Origin of the sequence: Lentilactobacillus laojiaonis (assembly GCF_020616595.1) — a bacterium.
Lineage (GTDB): Bacteria > Bacillota > Bacilli > Lactobacillales > Lactobacillaceae > Lentilactobacillus > Lentilactobacillus laojiaonis.
In genome coordinates this window covers 1,103,417-1,121,291 of the sequence record NZ_CP085278.1, presented here as the reverse complement: position 1 = coordinate 1,121,291, position 17,875 = coordinate 1,103,417, and the positions used below count along the sequence as shown (strand labels likewise).

Below are 17,875 nucleotides of genomic sequence, written 5' to 3'. Positions count from 1 at the left end.
AGGAGTTTGATAATTATGAAACACTTAGAATTAGTATTCGCCACTAGTGAAAACAAGTTAAAGACTTTAAGTCTGAACTACGCTAATGAAGATCTCGATGCGGGCACTGTCCAAAAAGCGATGAATCAAATTAGTGAATTAAAGATGTTTGAAAAAGACGGAATTCGCTACTTCGATAAACCCGTAGCCGCCCGTTATGCGGAAAATGTAGTCGATCCAATCTTTGAAACTCGCATGTAATATTTGTAACATTAAAGCCTGGCTTATTTATTGATAAGCTGGGCTTTTTGCGATAATGCCAGAAAAAATAGGCTTTTTTACGAATATAACAATTTAAGAAATAATAAAAATTAGCTTGCTTCACAAATTATTTAGTTATACAATTTCACTTGTAAATAATTCATTATCTTAGGGTTATGAGCTAGTTAGATTATTCTTTGGGAAGAGTCTAATTTAAGTACATAATAGGTGATTGAATTAAAAACAAAAAATAATAGGAGGATTTCTAACATGAAATCTAATTTAAAGAATTCATTATTCGTTGGTTTAGCTGCACTTGGCTTCGTTGCTGCTGCAGGTTCAATCAATGCTGATGCTGCTTCATACGCAAAAGTTACTTCAAACTCAACTATGAAAGCTTCAGTTAACGTTAACTGGAACGCTTCAAACGCTCTATACACTAAAGCTGGTACTTTAAAAGGTGCTAAAGTTGTTGCAAGCAAAACTACTTTAGACGATCTTAAAGACTCAAACAAAGGTCAAAAGAACGTTTTAGCTTACCGTGTTGCTACTACTAACCGCGGTTCAGTATACTACAAAGTTGTTACTTTTGATGGTAAATACCGTGGATGGATCTACGGCGGAAAATCAACTGACAAGATTGCCGGTGGTTTAACTGAATACGCTACTGTTAAAGACACTAAAGATGTTGAATTTGATGGTAGTTACTACAACTTAACTAAAGCTGGTAAAGAAAACAATGGTAAAGAAACTACTTACAAAGCTCCAGCATGGACTACTTACAAAGTAGGTCGTACTGTTGTTGATGGTACTAGCCACGCTAAAGATTTACTAAAAGTTACTAAAGAAGCAACTACTTCACGTGAAGGCCAAAAATGGGTTTACGTTGAAGACCAAACTGATGCTAAATTCAGTGGTTGGGTATTAGATGGTTCATTAACTAAAACTACCGAAGTTCCTGCATCAGAAGGTGTTACTGTAAACTATGTTGACTACAAAAACCCTTCAAAAGTTATTAACAGCATTGTAATGCCATTTGTTGCAACAGATAAAAATGCTGCTGCTGACAAACAAGTTATGGATGCAACTGGTATGAGTAATGGTGCCAGAGCAAAAATTGCTGCTGGACTACAAAAAGGATACTTATTCTCAAACAATGGTACTGCCGTAACAGATGCTAAGAATGGTGTATTTGCTGATTACGCAAGTGCACAAAAAGTTGCTAAGGGTGGCTCAGTAACTGTATACGTTATGCAAGATAAAACTGTTACTGTAAATGGACAATATTTCTATGATGTAGCATTAGGTACTTCAAACCCATTAAATGATGTTAAGAGTTCAACTAATGGAAGTGTTAAATCATCAGATGTTAAATTAAGTGGCGTTAACGGAACTGAAATTTCAGACGAAGATTTAACTAAAGCCGTTTCTGACGCAAAACTTACTAATGTTTACACTGCCAATGCTGATGGTAAATACACTAAATACACATTTGATGTAGCTAGCACAAAAGCTATCAATGGTGGAAGTTCATTAACATTTACTGACAATGGTAAAATTAAATTAGGTTACACTAAAGGTTCAACTACTGTAACTTTAGACAAAAACACTAACACTTTTTCTGAATAATTAATTTTATTTAGCTAAATAAAAACAGTCCTCATTGAGGGCTGTTTTTTTGTGTCACTTTTTCTGCATCAGTCGATTAGTAGCTTCTTCTAGCATTTCTTCGGTATATTCAATATCTAAATACTCAAACATGATTTTTGCATTTTTACGTTTAATAAAACGAATCAGTTCCTGCATTTTATTGGAATTTTTAGCGTATTTATGTTGATTAAATCCGTCAAAATGATCGAAATCATATAAAGTATTAATGTAATCGATAAGGTGTTCTTGAGCTAACCGAATCCGATGGAAATCTTCACTGCGTTGGTGCATAAAGTATTCGGAAACGTCAATTTCCACTTCGGTTTCAATATTATTAAAGATCACGGTAGTTTTACCAGTATGCTGGCCCACGTGATAGTCTTGAATTTGGTGGAGCGCTATGTAAGAGGTAACCCCGTTATTGGTTTTTAGCGGAGCAAAGTTTAATTTACCACACGAAACTGGCCGGTATTTATTAATTTTCATAAAATCAGTTAGTTGATATAAAAATCCGGAACCGATTAATGGATTATCATGATCTAACTCACTAATAATCTGTTGGGGAGTTTGTTTAACGGCATAGATTCCATGATTCGAGTCAATTACGAAGGTTGGATATTGTTTGGAATTTGTACCAATTAGCATACAAACTGTTTTCCAATTGATCGATTTCACATGGTGCTTGAGGTGATGATTTTTGATGATAGCAGTTCTGATTAAGCTTGATTCATACAGGTGTTGCCACTGGGGAGTGATTGATTCGATTAAAAGCAAAATGAACTTCCTTTCTTAATTAATCGTTATTTGAATATACCATTTGTGAAAATATTTGCATAGGGGTTATTTAAAAAAAGCTAGGTAATTTTGAATTTAGGGATTATAATTATTTTGATTTATATTTTTAATTAAGTTTATTAGGGAGAATATGATATGAAATCACATTTAAAAGCTTCATTGTTTGTTGGAATGGCTGCGCTTGGTTTTGTTGCCGCTGCTGGCTCAATTAATGCCGACGCTGCTTCATACGCTAAAATTACTTCAAACTCAACTATGAAGTCATCAGTTAACGTTAACTGGAATGCTTCAAACGCTTTATACACTAAAGCCGGTACTTTAAAAGGGGCTAAAGTTGTTGCAAGTAAGAACACTTTAGCTGACCTTAAAGACTCAAACAAGGGTCAAAAGAATGTCCTTGCTTACCGTGTTGCTACTACTGATCGTGGATCAGTTTACTACAAAGTAGTTACTTTCGACGGTAAATACCGTGGATGGATTTACGGTGGTAAGAGTACTTCTAAATTTGCCGGTGGTTTAGTTAAATATAACACTACTAAAGACACTAAAGATGTTACCGACAACACTCTTTACAAGCTAGCTAATGCTGGTAAGACTAACAATGGTAAAGAAACTACTTACAAAGCTCCAGCTTGGAGTAAATACAAAGTAGGTCGTACCGTTGTTGATGGTTCAAGCCATGCTAAAGACATGCTAAAAGTTACTAAAGAAACTACTACTTCACGTGAAGGCCAAAAATGGGTTTACGTTGAAGACCAAACTGATGCTAAATTCAGTGGTTGGGTATTAGATGGTGCTTTAGTTAAAGCTAACGCCGTTACAGTTAAGTATGTTGAAGAAGGCACTAAGAAAGTTCTTAATACTATTTCAATTCCATTCGTAGCTGGTAAGAATGATACTATGGATATTGCTAGTGCTAATGATGCTAACAAGTTAGTTCTTAATGGTATTCCAGAAGGCTACAAATACACTCAATGGAGCTCATACAATGATGCTTTAGCTATGAAGAATAATAGCGAAGTTACTTTATATGTAGTTAAAGATGATGCATTAGTTTCATTATCTGCTGGTAGCTTATACTCAGTTGAAGCTGGTAAATCATCATTAATCCAAAGAAACGTTTATAACGAATCTGCTAAAGCTATTGATAAGAGCAAATTTGTAGTTAAAGGTTCTAAAGGAACTGCCGTAACTGCAGAAAAATTAGAAGCTGCTGCTAAAGCTGCTGACATTACTACAGTTTACGCTCCAACTTTAGTAAACAATGATGTTGTTAAAGATAGCAAAGGTAATCTTTTATACACCAAATACACATTTGATGCTAAAGGTACTTTAAGCATTAACAACAACCCTAAATTCTCTGATTCAAGCATTAAGTTAGGTTACACTGCTGGTGATACTAACTATGTTAAGGGAACTACTGGTTTTTCAAATAAATAGTAAATAAAAAAACCTAGCCATTGGCTAGGTTTTTTTATTGGTTATTTTTTAGAATTAGTAGCTTTTTTGTTAGTAGTTTTTGTGGTACTTTTCTTAGAAGTAGTCTTCTTTTTAGATTTGTCGGATTTTTTAGTGGTATCAGCTTTTTTATCTTTAGCAGTATCTTTCTTAGGTTGTTCAACCTTTGGCTTACGATCTTCAGGGAAAGTGTTAATCATAAAGTTAGCAATTTCTTTACCCATCATTTGGTAAGTGCGAGCAGTTGGGTGTAAGTGCGCATCATTTAAACGATAAGCATAATTTTTATCAGTGATTAATTGTTTAGCATCATTACGCCAATCTAAGTAAGAAACGCCTTCTTCTTCGTAAGTCTTAGCTAATGCATCTCGTAATTCGTTAAAAGTGTAACCACCTTTTCCGGCAATTTCGTTAGCTGATAAATCTTTATCATAACGATCAATTGGAAGAATTCCGTAGATGATTAGGTTAGGATTTTCAGATTTCATTTTTTCGATGTTATCTTTTAAAACATCGGTAATGGCTGATAAATCATAAGTTGAGTGAGCATAATCATTGGTTCCGTAAGCAATTACAGCTGCATCATAATTTTTAAAGTTATGGTGGTGTAAGACTTCAGTGAAGTCGCCTTTATTTTCGGTAGCTAAGTTAGCGCCGTTGTGGGCGAAGTTGTAAGTTTTGGTGTTTAGGTATTTAGATAACCAAGTTGGATAGTTAGCATCTAATAGATTAGCAGTTCCATCATATCCATAGGTAATTGAATCCCCTAAAACCGCGATATCCATATTTTTGAAGTAGTCACTGTTTTTAGCCGCTACGTTAAAGGCTGAATCGGTGATCGGTTTAACGTAACCACGCCAAACCCAGATAGTTTTAGATTTGTCACCACTTTGAAGTTTTACGTAGATTCCACGGCCGTGACCTTGAGCAGAACGATCAATAGTATATGTACCCATGCTGTACCAAGTAGTACGGGCGAAGTTTTTATATGTACCTAAAGTATCAGTTAGTTCCGGACTAGTGTAAGCATAGCCACCGGATAAGTAATATGGTAATGTTTTATCAACGTCAGCTGATTTAACTACGGTAGCAGCTGGAGTAGGTTTCTTGTCTTCTACTTTAGCAGTAGTTTCAGTATTTGAAGATTTTTTAGAAGCGGCACTAGCTGAAACGTTCATAGCAGTTAGACCGGTAAGTAAAGCAAGCGACGATATTAGTAAACATTTTGATAGTTTCATAATAATTGGAATCTCCTAATAGTTTTTATACTAAAAGCTTATCATATTTTGAATAATTATTGGTTACGTGGATTTTACAATATTGTGTACTAATTATTAAATTGAATGGATTTTACAGTTATTGTATAATCGAATATAGGTAGGTGTGGAAATGAAAACAGGGATAATATCTAAATTTACGATTAGCGGTTTTTGCTTATTAGTGGTTTTTATATTTTTAACTTTTTCTTTTGGTAGCGATTCGAGTGCTTCGAAAACTCCGACAATTCCTTCACTAAGTATTAGTTTCATTAAGAATGTTAAAATCCAGCCTGAAAAACAACATTCGATTTTTAATATGAATGGAATTGTGAGTAACGAGGATCCCGAAGTCCACTCAATTGATATTAGTAGTAATGAAATTGAGACGAGCAATGTTAGAGAATACCAACCCAATATATTCGAAGGTTCTTTACCGATTATTATCGCTTTTGTAGTCGTGGGCCTTTTGATTTTGGTGACGGCATTTATTGATCCTGGCAAATATATAAAGAAATGGCTAAAAAAGCATCATAAATAATTCATTATATTTGTAATACAAATTAATAATGATATGCTTATTTTAAGAAAGAGAATTGTCTAGATAGTTTTTTATTCATAATTCATTAATATTGTTTACTAATAATTAGCGCTCTCTTTCACTAATAGGCTTGACGTGATTTTCATGTCAGGTCTATTTTTTTAAACTCAAGTCAGTGGATTTATCAGCTTAGGTCAATTTGTGCTTTACATAGCAATAATTATTGGGTATTCTAAAATTTAGAAAATTTTATTCTAGAAGGGGAAAATAATATGAATTTCAGACGAGTTATTTTGCTAGATTTGGCGTCATTAGGGATTGGGGAATCTAGTGACGCTAATCAATTTGATTCGGTCGGTGCAGATACTTTACGCCACGCGATCGAGCAAGCTGATATTCCGATCCAAATCCCGCATTTGGAGTCGCTAGGTCTAGCAAATATTTTTTGGCAGAATCCCCTTACTCAATTTGAAAGTAATGAATATCCGAATGGATTTTTCGGGCGTATTCAATTAGCTTCCAAGAGTAATACCAAAATTACTGGAATTCGTGAAATGTTTGATTATCAAGCACCCACGCGAACCGCTAGCGTCTTGGATTCCATTCCTCGTCAACATCCAAAGTTATCTACCACCATTATTAGTTATTTTCAAAGCTATTTTGCTAGCCAAGAGGCTGCTCAATTAGTCGATATTGATAACGACGTTGAAGCGTTCAAACTCCTCAAGGACCAATTGAAAATAGTTGATAGCGGACTATTGTTAGTACGCTTGCAAGCTTTAGAACAAGCGGCTGATGATGGTAATGCTAACCAATACATTGCCAGTCTAAATGACATAGATTTACATATTGGCAAGTTGCTTAGCTCCTTGCATCACAATGATTTGGTAATAATTACTTCTAGTTATGCCAATGACTTCACCTTAAAAGGTGCTCAACCAACGCGTGAGTATCTACCACTCTTAACGTATACACCCAACAATGTTAGTGGACATGCGTTAGGCATTCGTCGGACTTTAGGCGATATCGGTAAGGCCTTAATTGACATATTTAGTATCGATGAAGATCCTAAATATCAAATTCACGGCTTTTTAGGCGAGATGCATTAATTAATTTGGGTTTCAATCATAAAACCAATTTAGATTTAAAAGGAGGGCAGTGGTTCATTTTTACCGTTATATAACTTTTTGGAAGAGAGGATTTAAAATATGTATCTTATCATTAATATCATTGGTATTTTAGTTTTCTTGGCAATCGCTCTACTTTTTTCAAAGAACAAAAAGCAAATCAATTGGAAATCGATCATTATTGTTTTAGCAATTAATATAGTACTTGCTTGGCTTCTTACTAGTTTTTCATTTGGGCGTGACCTGGTTAAAGGTGCCGCTGATGGATTTAATTGGCTGGTTCAAGTTTCTTATACTGGGATTGCTTTTGCGTTACCTAACTGGGTTAACGTTAAACAAATGAATTTCATTACGAGTTCATTGTTACCAATCCTAATGATTGTTCCAATGTTTGATATTTTGACTTATATTGGCGTACTACCTTTTATAATTAAGTGGATTGGTAAAGGTTTATCAATCATTACCGGCCAACCTAAGTTTGAAGCGTTCTTCGCTGTTGAAATGATGTTTCTTGGTAATACGGAAGCCATCGCCGTTTCTAAATTACAATTAAAGAAAATGTCAGCTGAACGTGATTTAACCATCGCTTTGATGTCAATGTCATGTGTGACTGCTTCAATTTTGGGAGCTTATACGCAAATGGTTCCCGGACAATTTGTTCTAACTGCTATTCCGCTTAATATTTTAAATGCTATTATTGTAACTAATATTTTGAATCCTGTTAAAGTAACTCCGGAAGAAGATGTAATTTACTCTCTTAATGGAGATAAAGACCTTGCAGCTGAAGAAGCTATGGGGGAAACAGATTCTGACGGTAAAAAAGAACCCTTCTTCTCATTTCTAGGCGATTCAATTCTAGGAGCCGGTAGATTAATCTTAATTATTACCGCTAACGTTATTGCCTTCGTGGCTTTAGCTGCCTTGATTGACAAGCTATTAGGATTAATTAATCCTTGGCTAAGTCTAGAACACTTATTAGGAATTATCCTATTCCCATTTGCATGGTTACTTGGTTTAGACCCACACCATGCCTTTGAATTTGCGCAATTTATGGGTACTAAATTAGTAACCAACGAATTCGTAGTTATGGGTAAAATTTCAGCCAACATTAACAACTTATCAATCTTCCCAGCTCACTATCGTGCTCAATTAGTAGTCTTCTTGACTTCATTTGCTAACTTCAGTACTACTGGGATGGTTATCGGGGCCTTTAAAGGCATCGTTGATAAGGAAAAGAACGATTTAATTAGTAGAAATGTCGGAACAATGCTACTTTCAGGGATAATTGTGTCACTATTATCTGCTGGAATTGTCGGCTTGTTCGTTTGGTAAAAATAAAAATTGAAAAGGTAGCTATCCGGCTACCTTTTCTTGACTAAGTAATTAGGAGTAGTGATTAATATGACAATTAGAGTAATTATGGATACTGACCCCGGCATCGATGATGCAGCTGCCTTAACTATGGCAATCAATGATCCCCAAATTAATCTTGAATTAATTACCACGGTAGCCGGAAACGTTACAGTAGATAAAACCACTAAGAATGCTTTAAAGATTGTACGTTTCTTTGATCAAGAAATTCCCGTAGCCATGGGGGCCAAAAAACCCTTAATTAAAGAATTTGAAGATGCGGCTCGAATTCATGGTGAATCGGGGATGCCAGGATATGATTTCCCAGCTGATCTTCCGGCTCCCATGGAAATTTCTGCCGTAGAAGCTCTAAGAGATTTCATTTTAGACAGTGATGAAAAAATTACCTTAGTTCCTACAGGATCATATACCAATATCGCGCTACTATTTTCTGAATATCCAGAAGTTAAGGATAACATCGAACGAATTGTAGCCATGGGTGGTGCGCTAGGTAAAGGTAATATGACTAGTGCCGCTGAATTTAATGTCTTTACCGACCCAGATGCCGCTAAGATTGTTTATAACTCTGGTATTCCAATTGTTATGATTGGTTTAGATATTACTATGAAGGCTTTAATCACTCCGGAAACTTTAACTACAATTGAAAAGATGAATGAAACCGGAAAAATGTTGCACGATATCATTATCAATGATGGTGACAACAACTCTAACGGAATTGCCATGCACGATGTAAACACCATTTTCTACCTCTTACATCCCGAAGCAATTCAAACTGAAAAAATGTGGATCGACATAGTAACTGACGGCCCCGCCATTGGTGAAACGGTCGGCGACATTCGTGGGGCTTACCACAATGGTAAAGTTAACGCTAATGTGGCGGTAGATATTGATGCTGCTGCCTTTAACAAATGGTTTATTGATGAAGTTTCTAAAATGCCTAAATAAATAATTAAACAGACTCGATAATTAATTTTATCGGGTCTTTTTATTTTTATTTACGTAATAAAATTATGGAATTTTTTCTCAAGAAATTGCTGCGAGACTGGTTGTCATAAGTAGTAATTTAAGTTAAAGTAAAGTAAGTAAATTGTGGAACAATTGTTTCACGTAATAGGAGATTTTAGATGAATATTGAACAATTTTTGGATGCTTTAGGTCGTGAGGGGATTAACCTATCTCCCCAACAAATAAAGCAATTTGAAGATTACTATGATTTGTTGGTAACCACCAATGAACATGTTAATTTAACGACCATTACTGAAAAACCGGATGTTTATTTGAAACATTTCTATGATTCAATTACACCTGCATTTTTTGTTAAAGATATTCAAACCGAAGCCTTAACACTATGTGATGTAGGAGCCGGAGCCGGATTTCCTTCGATTCCATTGAAAATTGTTTTCCCTAATTTAAAGGTCACCATTGTGGATTCTTTAAATAAACGGATTAATTTCTTACAAACGTTAGTTGACCAATTACAATTGACAGACGTGACTTTGGTCCACAGTCGAGCCGAAGAATTTGGCAATAAAAATTCGGCTGCTCGTCAAAGTTTTGATCTAGTTACTGCCCGCGCCGTAGCCCGGTTGTCAGTCTTAAGTGAATTATGTTTACCATTGGTTAAAGTTGGTGGTAAGATGATTGCTTTGAAGGCCTCTAAAGCTGGTGATGAATTGGATGAAGGTCGTTTTGCGATTGGAACATTAGGTGGTAAAGTTGCTGAAGACTTTGCATTTGAGTTACCAATTTCTAAAGAACCTCGTCACATTATTGTCATTGATAAAGTTAAAGATACGCCGAAAAAGTATCCCCGCAAACCCGGGACACCAAATAAGGAACCCTTATCTAACGCTAAAAAATAAGGAAGTGGGTAAGCATGGTTAATAAAAAGAAATTGGCAGAAATTAACCCCGATTTAGGTCCTTTATTTGATAGTAATCTTAATTTAAATAAGGAAAATGTTATTCAAATTAAGGTAGAGCAAATCAGACCGAATCCCTATCAACCACGACAAACTTTTAAAGATGACGAGTTAAACGACTTAGCAGCTTCCATTAGTCGGGCTGGAGTATTTCAACCGATTATTGTTCGCCAAAAAGCTGCCACTGAAGATACGTATGAATTACTAACGGGTGAACGTCGTTTACGGGCCTCTAAGTTAGCTAATAAAACAACGATTCCAGCGATTGTTCGCACGGCTAGTGAAGAACAAATGATGGAAATTGCAATTCTAGAGAATTTACAACGCGAAGCGCTCACCCCTTTAGAAGAAGCTAAAGCCTACAATATGATGATGACTAAGTTAGATTTAACTCAAGCGCAAGTGGCTCAACGCTTAGGCAAAAGTCGTCCCTATGTTGCTAATTATTTGCGAATTTTAGGTTTACCGCCAGTCGTCAAACAAATGCTACAAGATGAACAACTATCTATGGGACAAGCTCGAACGATCTTATCGGTAAAAAATACTAAAGATCTCATTAAGTTGGCTCGAGACACCGTCAAAAAATCTTTAACCGTTCGCCAATTAGAAAAGCGGGTGGCCGAACTAAATCGTCAAACGCCCGTTACTAAAAAAGTGGTCGAAAAATCCCCATTTGTGAAAGCTACAGAAGACCAATTACAAGAACACTTTGGTAGTCCAGTAGCGATTACGCCCAATGATCGAAAAAACGGGACGGGAAAAATTGAAATTGAATTTGGATCTACTGATGATTTGAATCGAATTTTAGAGTTATTGGATGTTACGTTGAATTAGTATTTTAAAGGAGTGCTATGATGTACGATTTACATGATGTTGTTGAAATGAAAAAGGCCCACCCTTGTGGTACTAATCGCTGGGAAATTATCCGAATGGGCGCTGATATTAAAATTCAATGTTTAGGCTGTGGCCACATTGTAATGTTAAGTCGTCGTGATTTTGAACATAAATTAAAAAAAGTATTAGAAAAAAATGAAGAAAAGAGTGAACATTAATGTCATTAACTGCCGGAATTGTTGGTTTACCTAACGTTGGTAAATCAACCTTATTTAACGCCATTACTAAAGCGGGTGCTGAAATGGCCAACTATCCTTTTGCTACAATTGATCCAAACGTCGGAATGGTAGAAGTTCCCGATGATCGTTTAGCTCGAATTCAAGAATTAATTCCTGCCGATAAAGTAGTTCCTACCACTTTTGAATTTACTGATATTGCCGGAATCGTTAAGGGTGCCAGCAAGGGTGAAGGATTAGGGAATAAATTCTTAGAAAATATTCGCCAAGTGGATGCAATTGTCCACGTAGTCCGAGCTTTTGATGATGATAACATCACGCATGTTTCAGGAAAAGTTGATCCCATTGATGATATTGAAACAATCAATTTAGAATTAGGTTTAGCTGATTTAGAATCTGTGGACAAACGTTTAGCTAAAGTTCAACGAGCTGCTAAGGGTAACGACAAAGAAGCTAAGTTAGAATTAGCCGTTCTAGAAAAAATCAAACCAGTTTTAGAAGCTGGTGGCGCAGTACGTTCAATTGATTTTGATGAAGAAGAACTTCCAGTCGTTAAAGGACTCTTCTTATTAACTTCTAAACCAGTATTATATGTAGCTAATATTGCCGAAGACGATATTGCTGATCCGGAAAATTCTAAATATTTCCAACAAATTAAAGACTATGCGGCTAAAGAAAAGGCCCAAGTAATTGGAGTAGCTGCTGAAGCTGAAGAAGAAATCGCCCAATTAGATGAAGCTGATAAAGCTGATTTCTTAGAAGCTGAAGGCGTTGAAGAACCCGGACTAAACCGTTTAATCCGAGCATCTTATAAATTACTTGGTTTAGAAACTTTCTTTACCGCTGGTGGTAAGGAAACCAAAGCTTGGACTTTTAGAAAGGGAACTAAAGCTCCTCAAGCTGCTGGAATTATTCACTCTGATTTTGAACGTGGATTTATCCGAGCTGAAACGATGTCATTTGCTGACTTAGATAAATATGAAACTACAGCAGCCGTTAAAGAAGCTGGTCGTTTACGTTCTGAAGGAAAAGAATACGTCATGGAAGATGGCGACATCGTTGAATTTAGATTCAATGTCTAATTAAAAGGGGTAATGAATTGTGGAAAATAATGAAAAGCGCAATGCCGATGTAAAGCAAGACCGCCACGCTAAAATTAAAGATGCTCATAGCCAATTTGATGGCATGGGTTTAACTAAACGCAATGCGGAATATATGTATAAATTTACAGTTGCTATTAACCAAACTAAATTATCTAGTGAGGTTAAGACTGATACAGTTTCTCAAATGATTGAAGAATTAAAAGCGGGTCAAAAACAAGGTAAAACCGCCAAAAATATGTGGGGTAGTGTTGAACAAAAAGTTCAAAATACAGTCCATCCCCCTAAGAAAGCCGCTAGTTTCTCTAACGACTATTGGCCTAATGCCATCTATAATATGATCCTTTTCTTTATGATTTTTACTTTATTATATGGTGTGTCATATTTCATTTCACCAAAGAACGGTCGTCAAGCTATGATGGGAATTACCGGGATTATCTTAAGCGCCGTAATTGCTGGATTAGGAATGCCAGTAATTTCACGCTTGTTCGATCCGAACATTAAGCACAAATATAGCGGAATAGTTAGGGTTTTAATTATGGTCGCTTTCTTTATTATTTGGATGGCAATTTTCTTTGCCGCTGGATTAATTCCAAGCGTAATCAATCCGGTATTAAATCCAATTATCTACCTAGTGCTTGGTGTAGCAGCGATTGGAGTAACTATTTGGTATAAACGTCGTTATCAAATTACTGGTGGATTATTCTAAAATAAACGTTTAGAACTGGCTAATTTTGGCCAGTTCTTTTTTTATTTTAACGAATAAAGTGAAAAATAGAGGTTGTTATTGTACGTATTTGGTGGTAAATTATAAAGCAATACTTATTAACTAATAAAGGAGATATGTTTATGTCTAGATGGGAAAACAAATTTAAGAAAAAAGGTTTAACTTTTGATGACGTACTATTAGTACCACAAGCCAGTGATATTTTACCTAATGAAGTTGATTTACATGTTAATTTGTCTGGGAATCTTAAGTTAAATGTTCCCTTTATTAGTGCCGGAATGGATACGGTAACCGAATCTGAAATGGCCATTGCAATGGCAAACATGGGTGGATTAGGTGTAATCCACAAGAATTTAAGCATTGAAGCTCAAGCTGCTGAAGTTGCTAAAGTTAAGGCAGTTACTAAGGATGAAAAGAATTATCCTAATGCTGCAGTTGATGCTAAGAACCGTTTAGTTGTTGCTTCTGCTGTTGGGGTTACTTCAGATACTTTTGAACGTGCTCAAGCCTTATTTGATGCCGGAACTGATGCAATTGTTATTGATACTGCTCACGGACACTCAGCCGGTGTATTGAGAAAAATTAAAGAAATCCGCGACGCTTATCCTAAAGCTACTATTATTGCCGGAAACGTAGCCACTGGTGAAGGAACTAACGCCTTATTTGCTGCCGGGGTTGACGTGGTTAAAATTGGTATTGGACCTGGTTCAATCTGTACTACTCGAGTAGTTGCTGGGGTAGGGGTTCCACAAATCACTGCAATTTATGATGCTGCTGAAGTTGCTAGAAAATGGAACAAACCAATTATTGCCGATGGTGGTATCAAGTACTCTGGCGATATCGTTAAAGCTCTTGGTGCTGGTGGTAGTGCCGTTATGCTTGGTAGTATGTTAGCCGGAACTGACGAAGCACCTGGTGAAGTCTTTGAAGATAATGGTAAGAAATTCAAATCATACCGTGGTATGGGTAGTATCGGTGCCATGGGACAAGCTCATGGTTCTTCTGATCGTTACTTCCAAAGTGGTGTTAACGAAGCTAACAAATTGGTTCCTGAAGGTATTGAAGGCGAAATTGCTTATAAAGGTTCCGTTTCAGACATCATTTTCCAATTAGTTGGTGGACTTAGATCTGGTATGGGTTACACTGGAAGCAAAGACATTCAAACTTTAAATGACGGTGCTCAATTTGTTCAAATTTCTAATGCCGGTTTAATCGAATCACATCCTCACGATGTGCAAATTACTAAAGATGCTCCTAATTATCACCAAGATTAATTAGCCGTCTTATCAAAAAATCTATCCATTTTGGATAGATTTTTTTATTTTCTTAAGAATTTTGTCGTTTAGTGCATAAAAGTGTAAAATTAGTTAGTATATTACCATTCAATTTGATAATAGAGATGAGGTAAATTTTAATGAAAATATTAGTTGTCGATGATGATAAAGAAATTGCACAATTATTAGAAATCTATATCCGTAACGAAGGTTATGAACCCGTATCTGCTTTTAGTGGGGAAGAAGCCCTAAGTAAATTAAGAACGGAATCTAATATCGGTTTAATGATTTTAGATATTATGATGCCGGGAATGAACGGATTAGAAGTTATCAAAGAAGTTCGTAAAGACTCCCAAATTCCTATAATCGTCTTATCAGCTAAAATTGAAGACATGGATAAAATCCAAGGTCTAATTAGCGGAGCGGATGATTACGTTACTAAACCATTTAATCCGTTAGAAATTATGGCCCGTGTAAAATCCTTACTACGTCGTGCCGAAGAACATGTGACTGATGATACTCCGGATGTTTTAGACATTGGTCCTTTAACAATTAATAAAGACTCGCATGAAGTTAAGACTATTGCTGGAGTTACCATTCAATTAACAGCTTTAGAATTTGGAATTTTATACCTATTAGCTAGTCATCCTAACCGTGTATTTTCAGCGGATGAAATTTTCGAACGAGTTTGGCGCCAAGAAAGTATCGTTTCCGCTAAAACGGTTATGGTTCACGTTAGTCATCTAAGAGACAAGATTGAAGAAGCTACCAACGGTGAAAAAGTGATCCAAACTGTTTGGGGCGTAGGTTACAAGATCGAATCTCATTAGAAAGAAGAATTACTTTTGAAATTAACGGGGAAAGAACGCACAGAATTAGTACTAGAAGGGATTTTTACCTTTGTATTATTAATTCTATTAAACTTATCCATAATTATTTTATTTAATCAAATGGTCGCTGCCAATCCGGGAATTCGGGACGGAATTTTTATTATTCGTTATTCAATCGGTGGGGTTCATTTTCCAATGGGGACCGGCTTACGACAAGCACTGCTAGCTGCTATGTTAGTAATAGATATTATTGTAGTAATTTGGCGGTTAATTCGTCGTTACAATCAATATCAACTACATCATATTATTGATGAATTACATTATATTGCGAATGGTCATTTAGAGCATCGCATTAATTTTGGTGCAAAGACTAGTAGCAACAGTGTAAAAAATGTGGCTGAAAGTATTAACGCCTTAGTTGATAGTGTTATCAAAACCATGAATGATGAACGTAAAATTGAACATTCTAAAGATGAATTAATTACCAATGTTAGTCATGATTTAAGAACGCCGTTAACTTCGATTTTAGGGTATTTAGGTTTAATTCAAGATAAACAATATAATAGTGAAGCTGATTTGGTTAAATATGCCAATATTGCTTATCTCAAAGCTAAGCAAATGAAATCGCTAGTAGATAATCTATTTGAATTTACCAAGGTCCGTCAAACTTCGACTAAGTTAACGATTAATAAATTAGATTTAAATCAAATGCTTGAACAATTGGTAGCTAGTTTTGAATTAGAAGCTAAAAAATACGATATTGAAATTACCGCCTTGGATACGGATCATCCCTTTGTAATTGAAGCGGATGCGGAAAAACTTGGACGCGTATTTAATAATTTAATTTCCAACGCTTTAAAATATGCTCGGGATGGCAAATTAGTAACTTTAAAGGCCAGTCAGGTTAATGACAATGAGATTATCATTGATGTTTCTAATGATGGTCCGCAAATTCCCGAAAAGGCGCTCAATCAAATTTTTGAACGATTTTATCGAGTCGAGGAGTCACGTAATAAAGATACGGGGGGAACTGGCTTAGGTTTAGCCATTGCCCAGAGTATTATTCAACTACACGGCGGTTATATTTCAGTAACTTCCGATGAAGACTTAACGACTTTTTCCGTTCATTTACCAGCTAAACCAAATGAAAAACTTTCTTACAATGAGGAGTTATAAATGAAGTTAAAACAAAAAATTATGGTGACCATCACGACTTTTTTGCTGGGGTTAAATTTATTTAATCCCAGTTTTTTGGCTGCAACCACTGATTTATCAGTGGCGGCCAATGCAGCCATTAGTGTGGATGCGAAAACTGGTCAGATCATTTATCAAAAAAATGCCGACCAATCCTTGGCAATTGCCTCGATCTCTAAATTAATTACTACTTATATGGTAGTAGAACAAATCAAACAACATCACTTAAAGTGGAATGACCGCATTAAGATTTCTCAAGGGGTGGCTGATTTAAGCCAAGAAGCCGAGTTAACTAATGTGCCATTAAAAACCGGCGCTAGTTATACCGTTAAAGAACTCGTTGAAGCCAGTTTAATTGCTTCCGCCAATGCAGCAGCCGTAGCCTTAGGTAACCAAGTTGCCGGTAGCCCAATTAAATTTGCTAAAGCCATGAATCAAACCGTTCAAAAAATGGGAATTCATGATGCTAAGCTATATAATGCCGCCGGAGTTACTAATGAAGAAATGGGAACCAGTTTAAAATTAAAATCGGTTGGTGCTAATGCCGAAAATATGATGAGTGCCAAAGATGTTAGTTTGGTAGCTATGAAGTTAATCCAAGCAGATCCCCAAATCTTAAACGTAACTAAGCAAAGTAAGTTTAACTTTGCTGGTACTACATATCCGGGACATAACCAATTGCTAGGAACCGATTTAAAAGTGGACGGTTTAAAAACTGGAACTTCCGATAAGTCCGGAGGTTCATTTGTCGGTACCGCTAACCAAAACCATCACCGCATCATTACGGTCGTCTTACATGCTAGCAATCAATCCAGTGATGATCCTGGCCGATTTAATGAAACTCGAAAAATCATGGAGTATACCTATCAACATTTCAACCGCTATGTCATTGCTGCCGGGCAATCCGTTAATGCGGCTAAAAGTGTTTCCGTAGTTGATGGTAAAAAAGACCAAGTAGCAGTGGGCCTTACGCAAGCCACAGCACTTTGGATGCCAAAAACAGTTAGCCGTGATAAGATATTAGGTAAAATTAAATTGGTAACTGCTAACGATCAATTATCAGCGCCGCTTGAAAAAAATCAAAAGGTGGGAACCATTTCCTTTAAATCAGCTGATTATAAAATAAATTATTTAAATAATTCTTTGGCTCAGCACACAATTAAAACTACTGATTCTGTCGCCAAACAAAACGTTTTCATAAGAATAATAAATCATATAATTGACTGGTTTAAATCCTTTTAATTTAAAAAAAGGTGTTTATTAATTGACTAAGTTCCAATATAATTGTAGGTGCAAACTATGATTTTAAAAATTTGGATTA

The 17,875-nt window shown here is 35.9% G+C and carries 18 protein-coding genes; 16 read left to right on the top strand and 2 right to left on the bottom strand.

Annotation, left to right across the window (positions count from 1 at the left end; translation table 11 throughout):
• Window positions 1–15 precede the first annotated feature (15 nt).
• A complete protein-coding gene (locus LHL71_RS05820; protein ID WP_227360862.1) occupies window positions 16–240 on the top strand; it encodes a DUF2922 domain-containing protein in 225 nt (74 codons plus the stop codon).
• A 270-nt stretch (window positions 241–510) separates the two neighbouring features.
• On the top strand, window positions 511–1,869 hold the full coding sequence (locus LHL71_RS05815) for a hypothetical protein (protein WP_227360861.1): 1,359 nt from the start codon (window positions 511–513) through the stop codon (window positions 1,867–1,869).
• A 54-nt stretch (window positions 1,870–1,923) separates the two neighbouring features.
• Here LHL71_RS05815 and LHL71_RS05810 read toward each other — a convergent pair whose 3' ends face one another.
• Complete coding sequence (locus LHL71_RS05810; protein WP_227360860.1) at window positions 1,924–2,664, bottom strand: hypothetical protein; 741 nt, start codon at window positions 2,662–2,664, stop codon at window positions 1,924–1,926.
• Window positions 2,665–2,820: 156 nt separating this feature from the next.
• On the opposite strand from LHL71_RS05810, the gene LHL71_RS05805 reads away from it, so the two are divergent.
• Window positions 2,821–4,125 (top strand): hypothetical protein, encoded by a 1,305-nt coding sequence (locus LHL71_RS05805; protein ID WP_227360859.1) that lies wholly within the window; start codon window positions 2,821–2,823, stop codon window positions 4,123–4,125.
• A gap of 41 nt (window positions 4,126–4,166) precedes the next feature.
• On the opposite strand, the gene LHL71_RS05800 is transcribed toward LHL71_RS05805, so the two are convergent.
• Window positions 4,167–5,381: an SGNH/GDSL hydrolase family protein gene (locus LHL71_RS05800; RefSeq protein ID WP_227360858.1), complete on the bottom strand. Its 1,215-nt coding sequence runs from the start codon at window positions 5,379–5,381 to the stop codon at window positions 4,167–4,169.
• A gap of 151 nt (window positions 5,382–5,532) precedes the next feature.
• Here LHL71_RS05800 and LHL71_RS05795 point away from each other — a divergent pair, with 151 nt between their 5' ends.
• The 13 genes from LHL71_RS05795 to LHL71_RS05735 all read left to right on the top strand — a co-directional run bounded on the left by LHL71_RS05795 (window position 5,533) and on the right by LHL71_RS05735 (window position 17,796).
• The gene (locus LHL71_RS05795; protein ID WP_227360857.1) at window positions 5,533–5,940 is read left to right on the top strand and encodes a hypothetical protein; all 408 of its coding nucleotides are present in this window, start codon (window positions 5,533–5,535) and stop codon (window positions 5,938–5,940) included.
• Window positions 5,941–6,212: 272 nt separating this feature from the next.
• Window positions 6,213–7,049: an alkaline phosphatase family protein gene (locus LHL71_RS05790; RefSeq protein WP_227360856.1), complete on the top strand. Its 837-nt coding sequence runs from the start codon at window positions 6,213–6,215 to the stop codon at window positions 7,047–7,049.
• 99 nt (window positions 7,050–7,148) lie between these two features.
• A complete protein-coding gene (locus LHL71_RS05785; RefSeq protein ID WP_227360855.1) occupies window positions 7,149–8,399 on the top strand; it encodes a NupC/NupG family nucleoside CNT transporter in 1,251 nt (416 codons plus the stop codon).
• Between the two features lie 69 nt (window positions 8,400–8,468).
• A complete protein-coding gene (rihC, locus tag LHL71_RS05780; protein WP_227360854.1) occupies window positions 8,469–9,383 on the top strand; it encodes a ribonucleoside hydrolase RihC in 915 nt (304 codons plus the stop codon).
• Window positions 9,384–9,562: 179 nt separating this feature from the next.
• Window positions 9,563–10,300 carry a 16S rRNA (guanine(527)-N(7))-methyltransferase RsmG gene (gene rsmG / locus LHL71_RS05775; RefSeq protein WP_227360853.1) on the top strand — a complete coding sequence of 246 codons (738 nt, stop codon included), beginning with the start codon at window positions 9,563–9,565 and terminating at the stop codon, window positions 10,298–10,300.
• A gap of 14 nt (window positions 10,301–10,314) precedes the next feature.
• Window positions 10,315–11,193, top strand: coding sequence for a ParB/RepB/Spo0J family partition protein (locus LHL71_RS05770; RefSeq protein ID WP_227360852.1), 879 nt, complete (start codon window positions 10,315–10,317; stop codon window positions 11,191–11,193).
• A 20-nt stretch (window positions 11,194–11,213) separates the two neighbouring features.
• Window positions 11,214–11,411: a DUF951 domain-containing protein gene (locus LHL71_RS05765; RefSeq protein WP_227360851.1), complete on the top strand. Its 198-nt coding sequence runs from the start codon at window positions 11,214–11,216 to the stop codon at window positions 11,409–11,411.
• A complete protein-coding gene (gene ychF, locus LHL71_RS05760) occupies window positions 11,411–12,511 on the top strand; it encodes a redox-regulated ATPase YchF (RefSeq protein WP_227360850.1) in 1,101 nt (366 codons plus the stop codon). Before LHL71_RS05765 ends, ychF begins: the two co-directional genes overlap by 1 nt.
• A 19-nt stretch (window positions 12,512–12,530) precedes the next feature.
• Entirely contained in the window at window positions 12,531–13,238 is a 708-nt protein-coding gene (locus LHL71_RS05755; RefSeq protein WP_227360849.1) for a DUF1129 family protein, read from the top strand.
• A gap of 140 nt (window positions 13,239–13,378) precedes the next feature.
• Window positions 13,379–14,530, top strand: coding sequence for an IMP dehydrogenase (gene guaB, locus LHL71_RS05750; RefSeq protein WP_227360848.1), 1,152 nt, complete (start codon window positions 13,379–13,381; stop codon window positions 14,528–14,530).
• Window positions 14,531–14,670: 140 nt separating this feature from the next.
• Window positions 14,671–15,360 (top strand): response regulator transcription factor CroR, encoded by a 690-nt coding sequence (gene croR / locus LHL71_RS05745; RefSeq protein ID WP_227360847.1) that lies wholly within the window; start codon window positions 14,671–14,673, stop codon window positions 15,358–15,360.
• Between the two features lie 15 nt (window positions 15,361–15,375).
• A complete protein-coding gene (locus LHL71_RS05740) occupies window positions 15,376–16,536 on the top strand; it encodes a sensor histidine kinase (RefSeq protein WP_227360846.1) in 1,161 nt (386 codons plus the stop codon).
• The gene (locus tag LHL71_RS05735) at window positions 16,537–17,796 is read left to right on the top strand and encodes a serine hydrolase (RefSeq protein WP_227360845.1); all 1,260 of its coding nucleotides are present in this window, start codon (window positions 16,537–16,539) and stop codon (window positions 17,794–17,796) included.
• Window positions 17,797–17,875: the final 79 nt, after the last annotated feature.

What these genes read in the sequence shown, in the direction of transcription:
- LHL71_RS05820 (WP_227360862.1), top strand. Translation starts at nt 16, where the DNA reads ATGAAACACTTAGAATTAGTATTCGCCACTAGTGAAAACAAGTTAAAG.
- LHL71_RS05815 (WP_227360861.1), top strand. Translation starts at nt 511, where the DNA reads ATGAAATCTAATTTAAAGAATTCATTATTCGTTGGTTTAGCTGCACTT.
- LHL71_RS05805 (WP_227360859.1), top strand. Translation starts at nt 2,821, where the DNA reads ATGAAATCACATTTAAAAGCTTCATTGTTTGTTGGAATGGCTGCGCTT.
- LHL71_RS05800 (WP_227360858.1), bottom strand. Translation starts at nt 5,381, where the DNA reads ATGAAACTATCAAAATGTTTACTAATATCGTCGCTTGCTTTACTTACC.
- LHL71_RS05795 (WP_227360857.1), top strand. Translation starts at nt 5,533, where the DNA reads ATGAAAACAGGGATAATATCTAAATTTACGATTAGCGGTTTTTGCTTA.
- LHL71_RS05790 (WP_227360856.1), top strand. Translation starts at nt 6,213, where the DNA reads ATGAATTTCAGACGAGTTATTTTGCTAGATTTGGCGTCATTAGGGATT.
- LHL71_RS05785 (WP_227360855.1), top strand. Translation starts at nt 7,149, where the DNA reads ATGTATCTTATCATTAATATCATTGGTATTTTAGTTTTCTTGGCAATC.
- rihC (WP_227360854.1), top strand. Translation starts at nt 8,469, where the DNA reads ATGACAATTAGAGTAATTATGGATACTGACCCCGGCATCGATGATGCA.
- rsmG (WP_227360853.1), top strand. Translation starts at nt 9,563, where the DNA reads ATGAATATTGAACAATTTTTGGATGCTTTAGGTCGTGAGGGGATTAAC.
- LHL71_RS05770 (WP_227360852.1), top strand. Translation starts at nt 10,315, where the DNA reads ATGGTTAATAAAAAGAAATTGGCAGAAATTAACCCCGATTTAGGTCCT.
- LHL71_RS05765 (WP_227360851.1), top strand. Translation starts at nt 11,214, where the DNA reads ATGTACGATTTACATGATGTTGTTGAAATGAAAAAGGCCCACCCTTGT.
- ychF (WP_227360850.1), top strand. Translation starts at nt 11,411, where the DNA reads ATGTCATTAACTGCCGGAATTGTTGGTTTACCTAACGTTGGTAAATCA.
- guaB (WP_227360848.1), top strand. Translation starts at nt 13,379, where the DNA reads ATGTCTAGATGGGAAAACAAATTTAAGAAAAAAGGTTTAACTTTTGAT.
- croR (WP_227360847.1), top strand. Translation starts at nt 14,671, where the DNA reads ATGAAAATATTAGTTGTCGATGATGATAAAGAAATTGCACAATTATTA.
- LHL71_RS05735 (WP_227360845.1), top strand. Translation starts at nt 16,537, where the DNA reads ATGAAGTTAAAACAAAAAATTATGGTGACCATCACGACTTTTTTGCTG.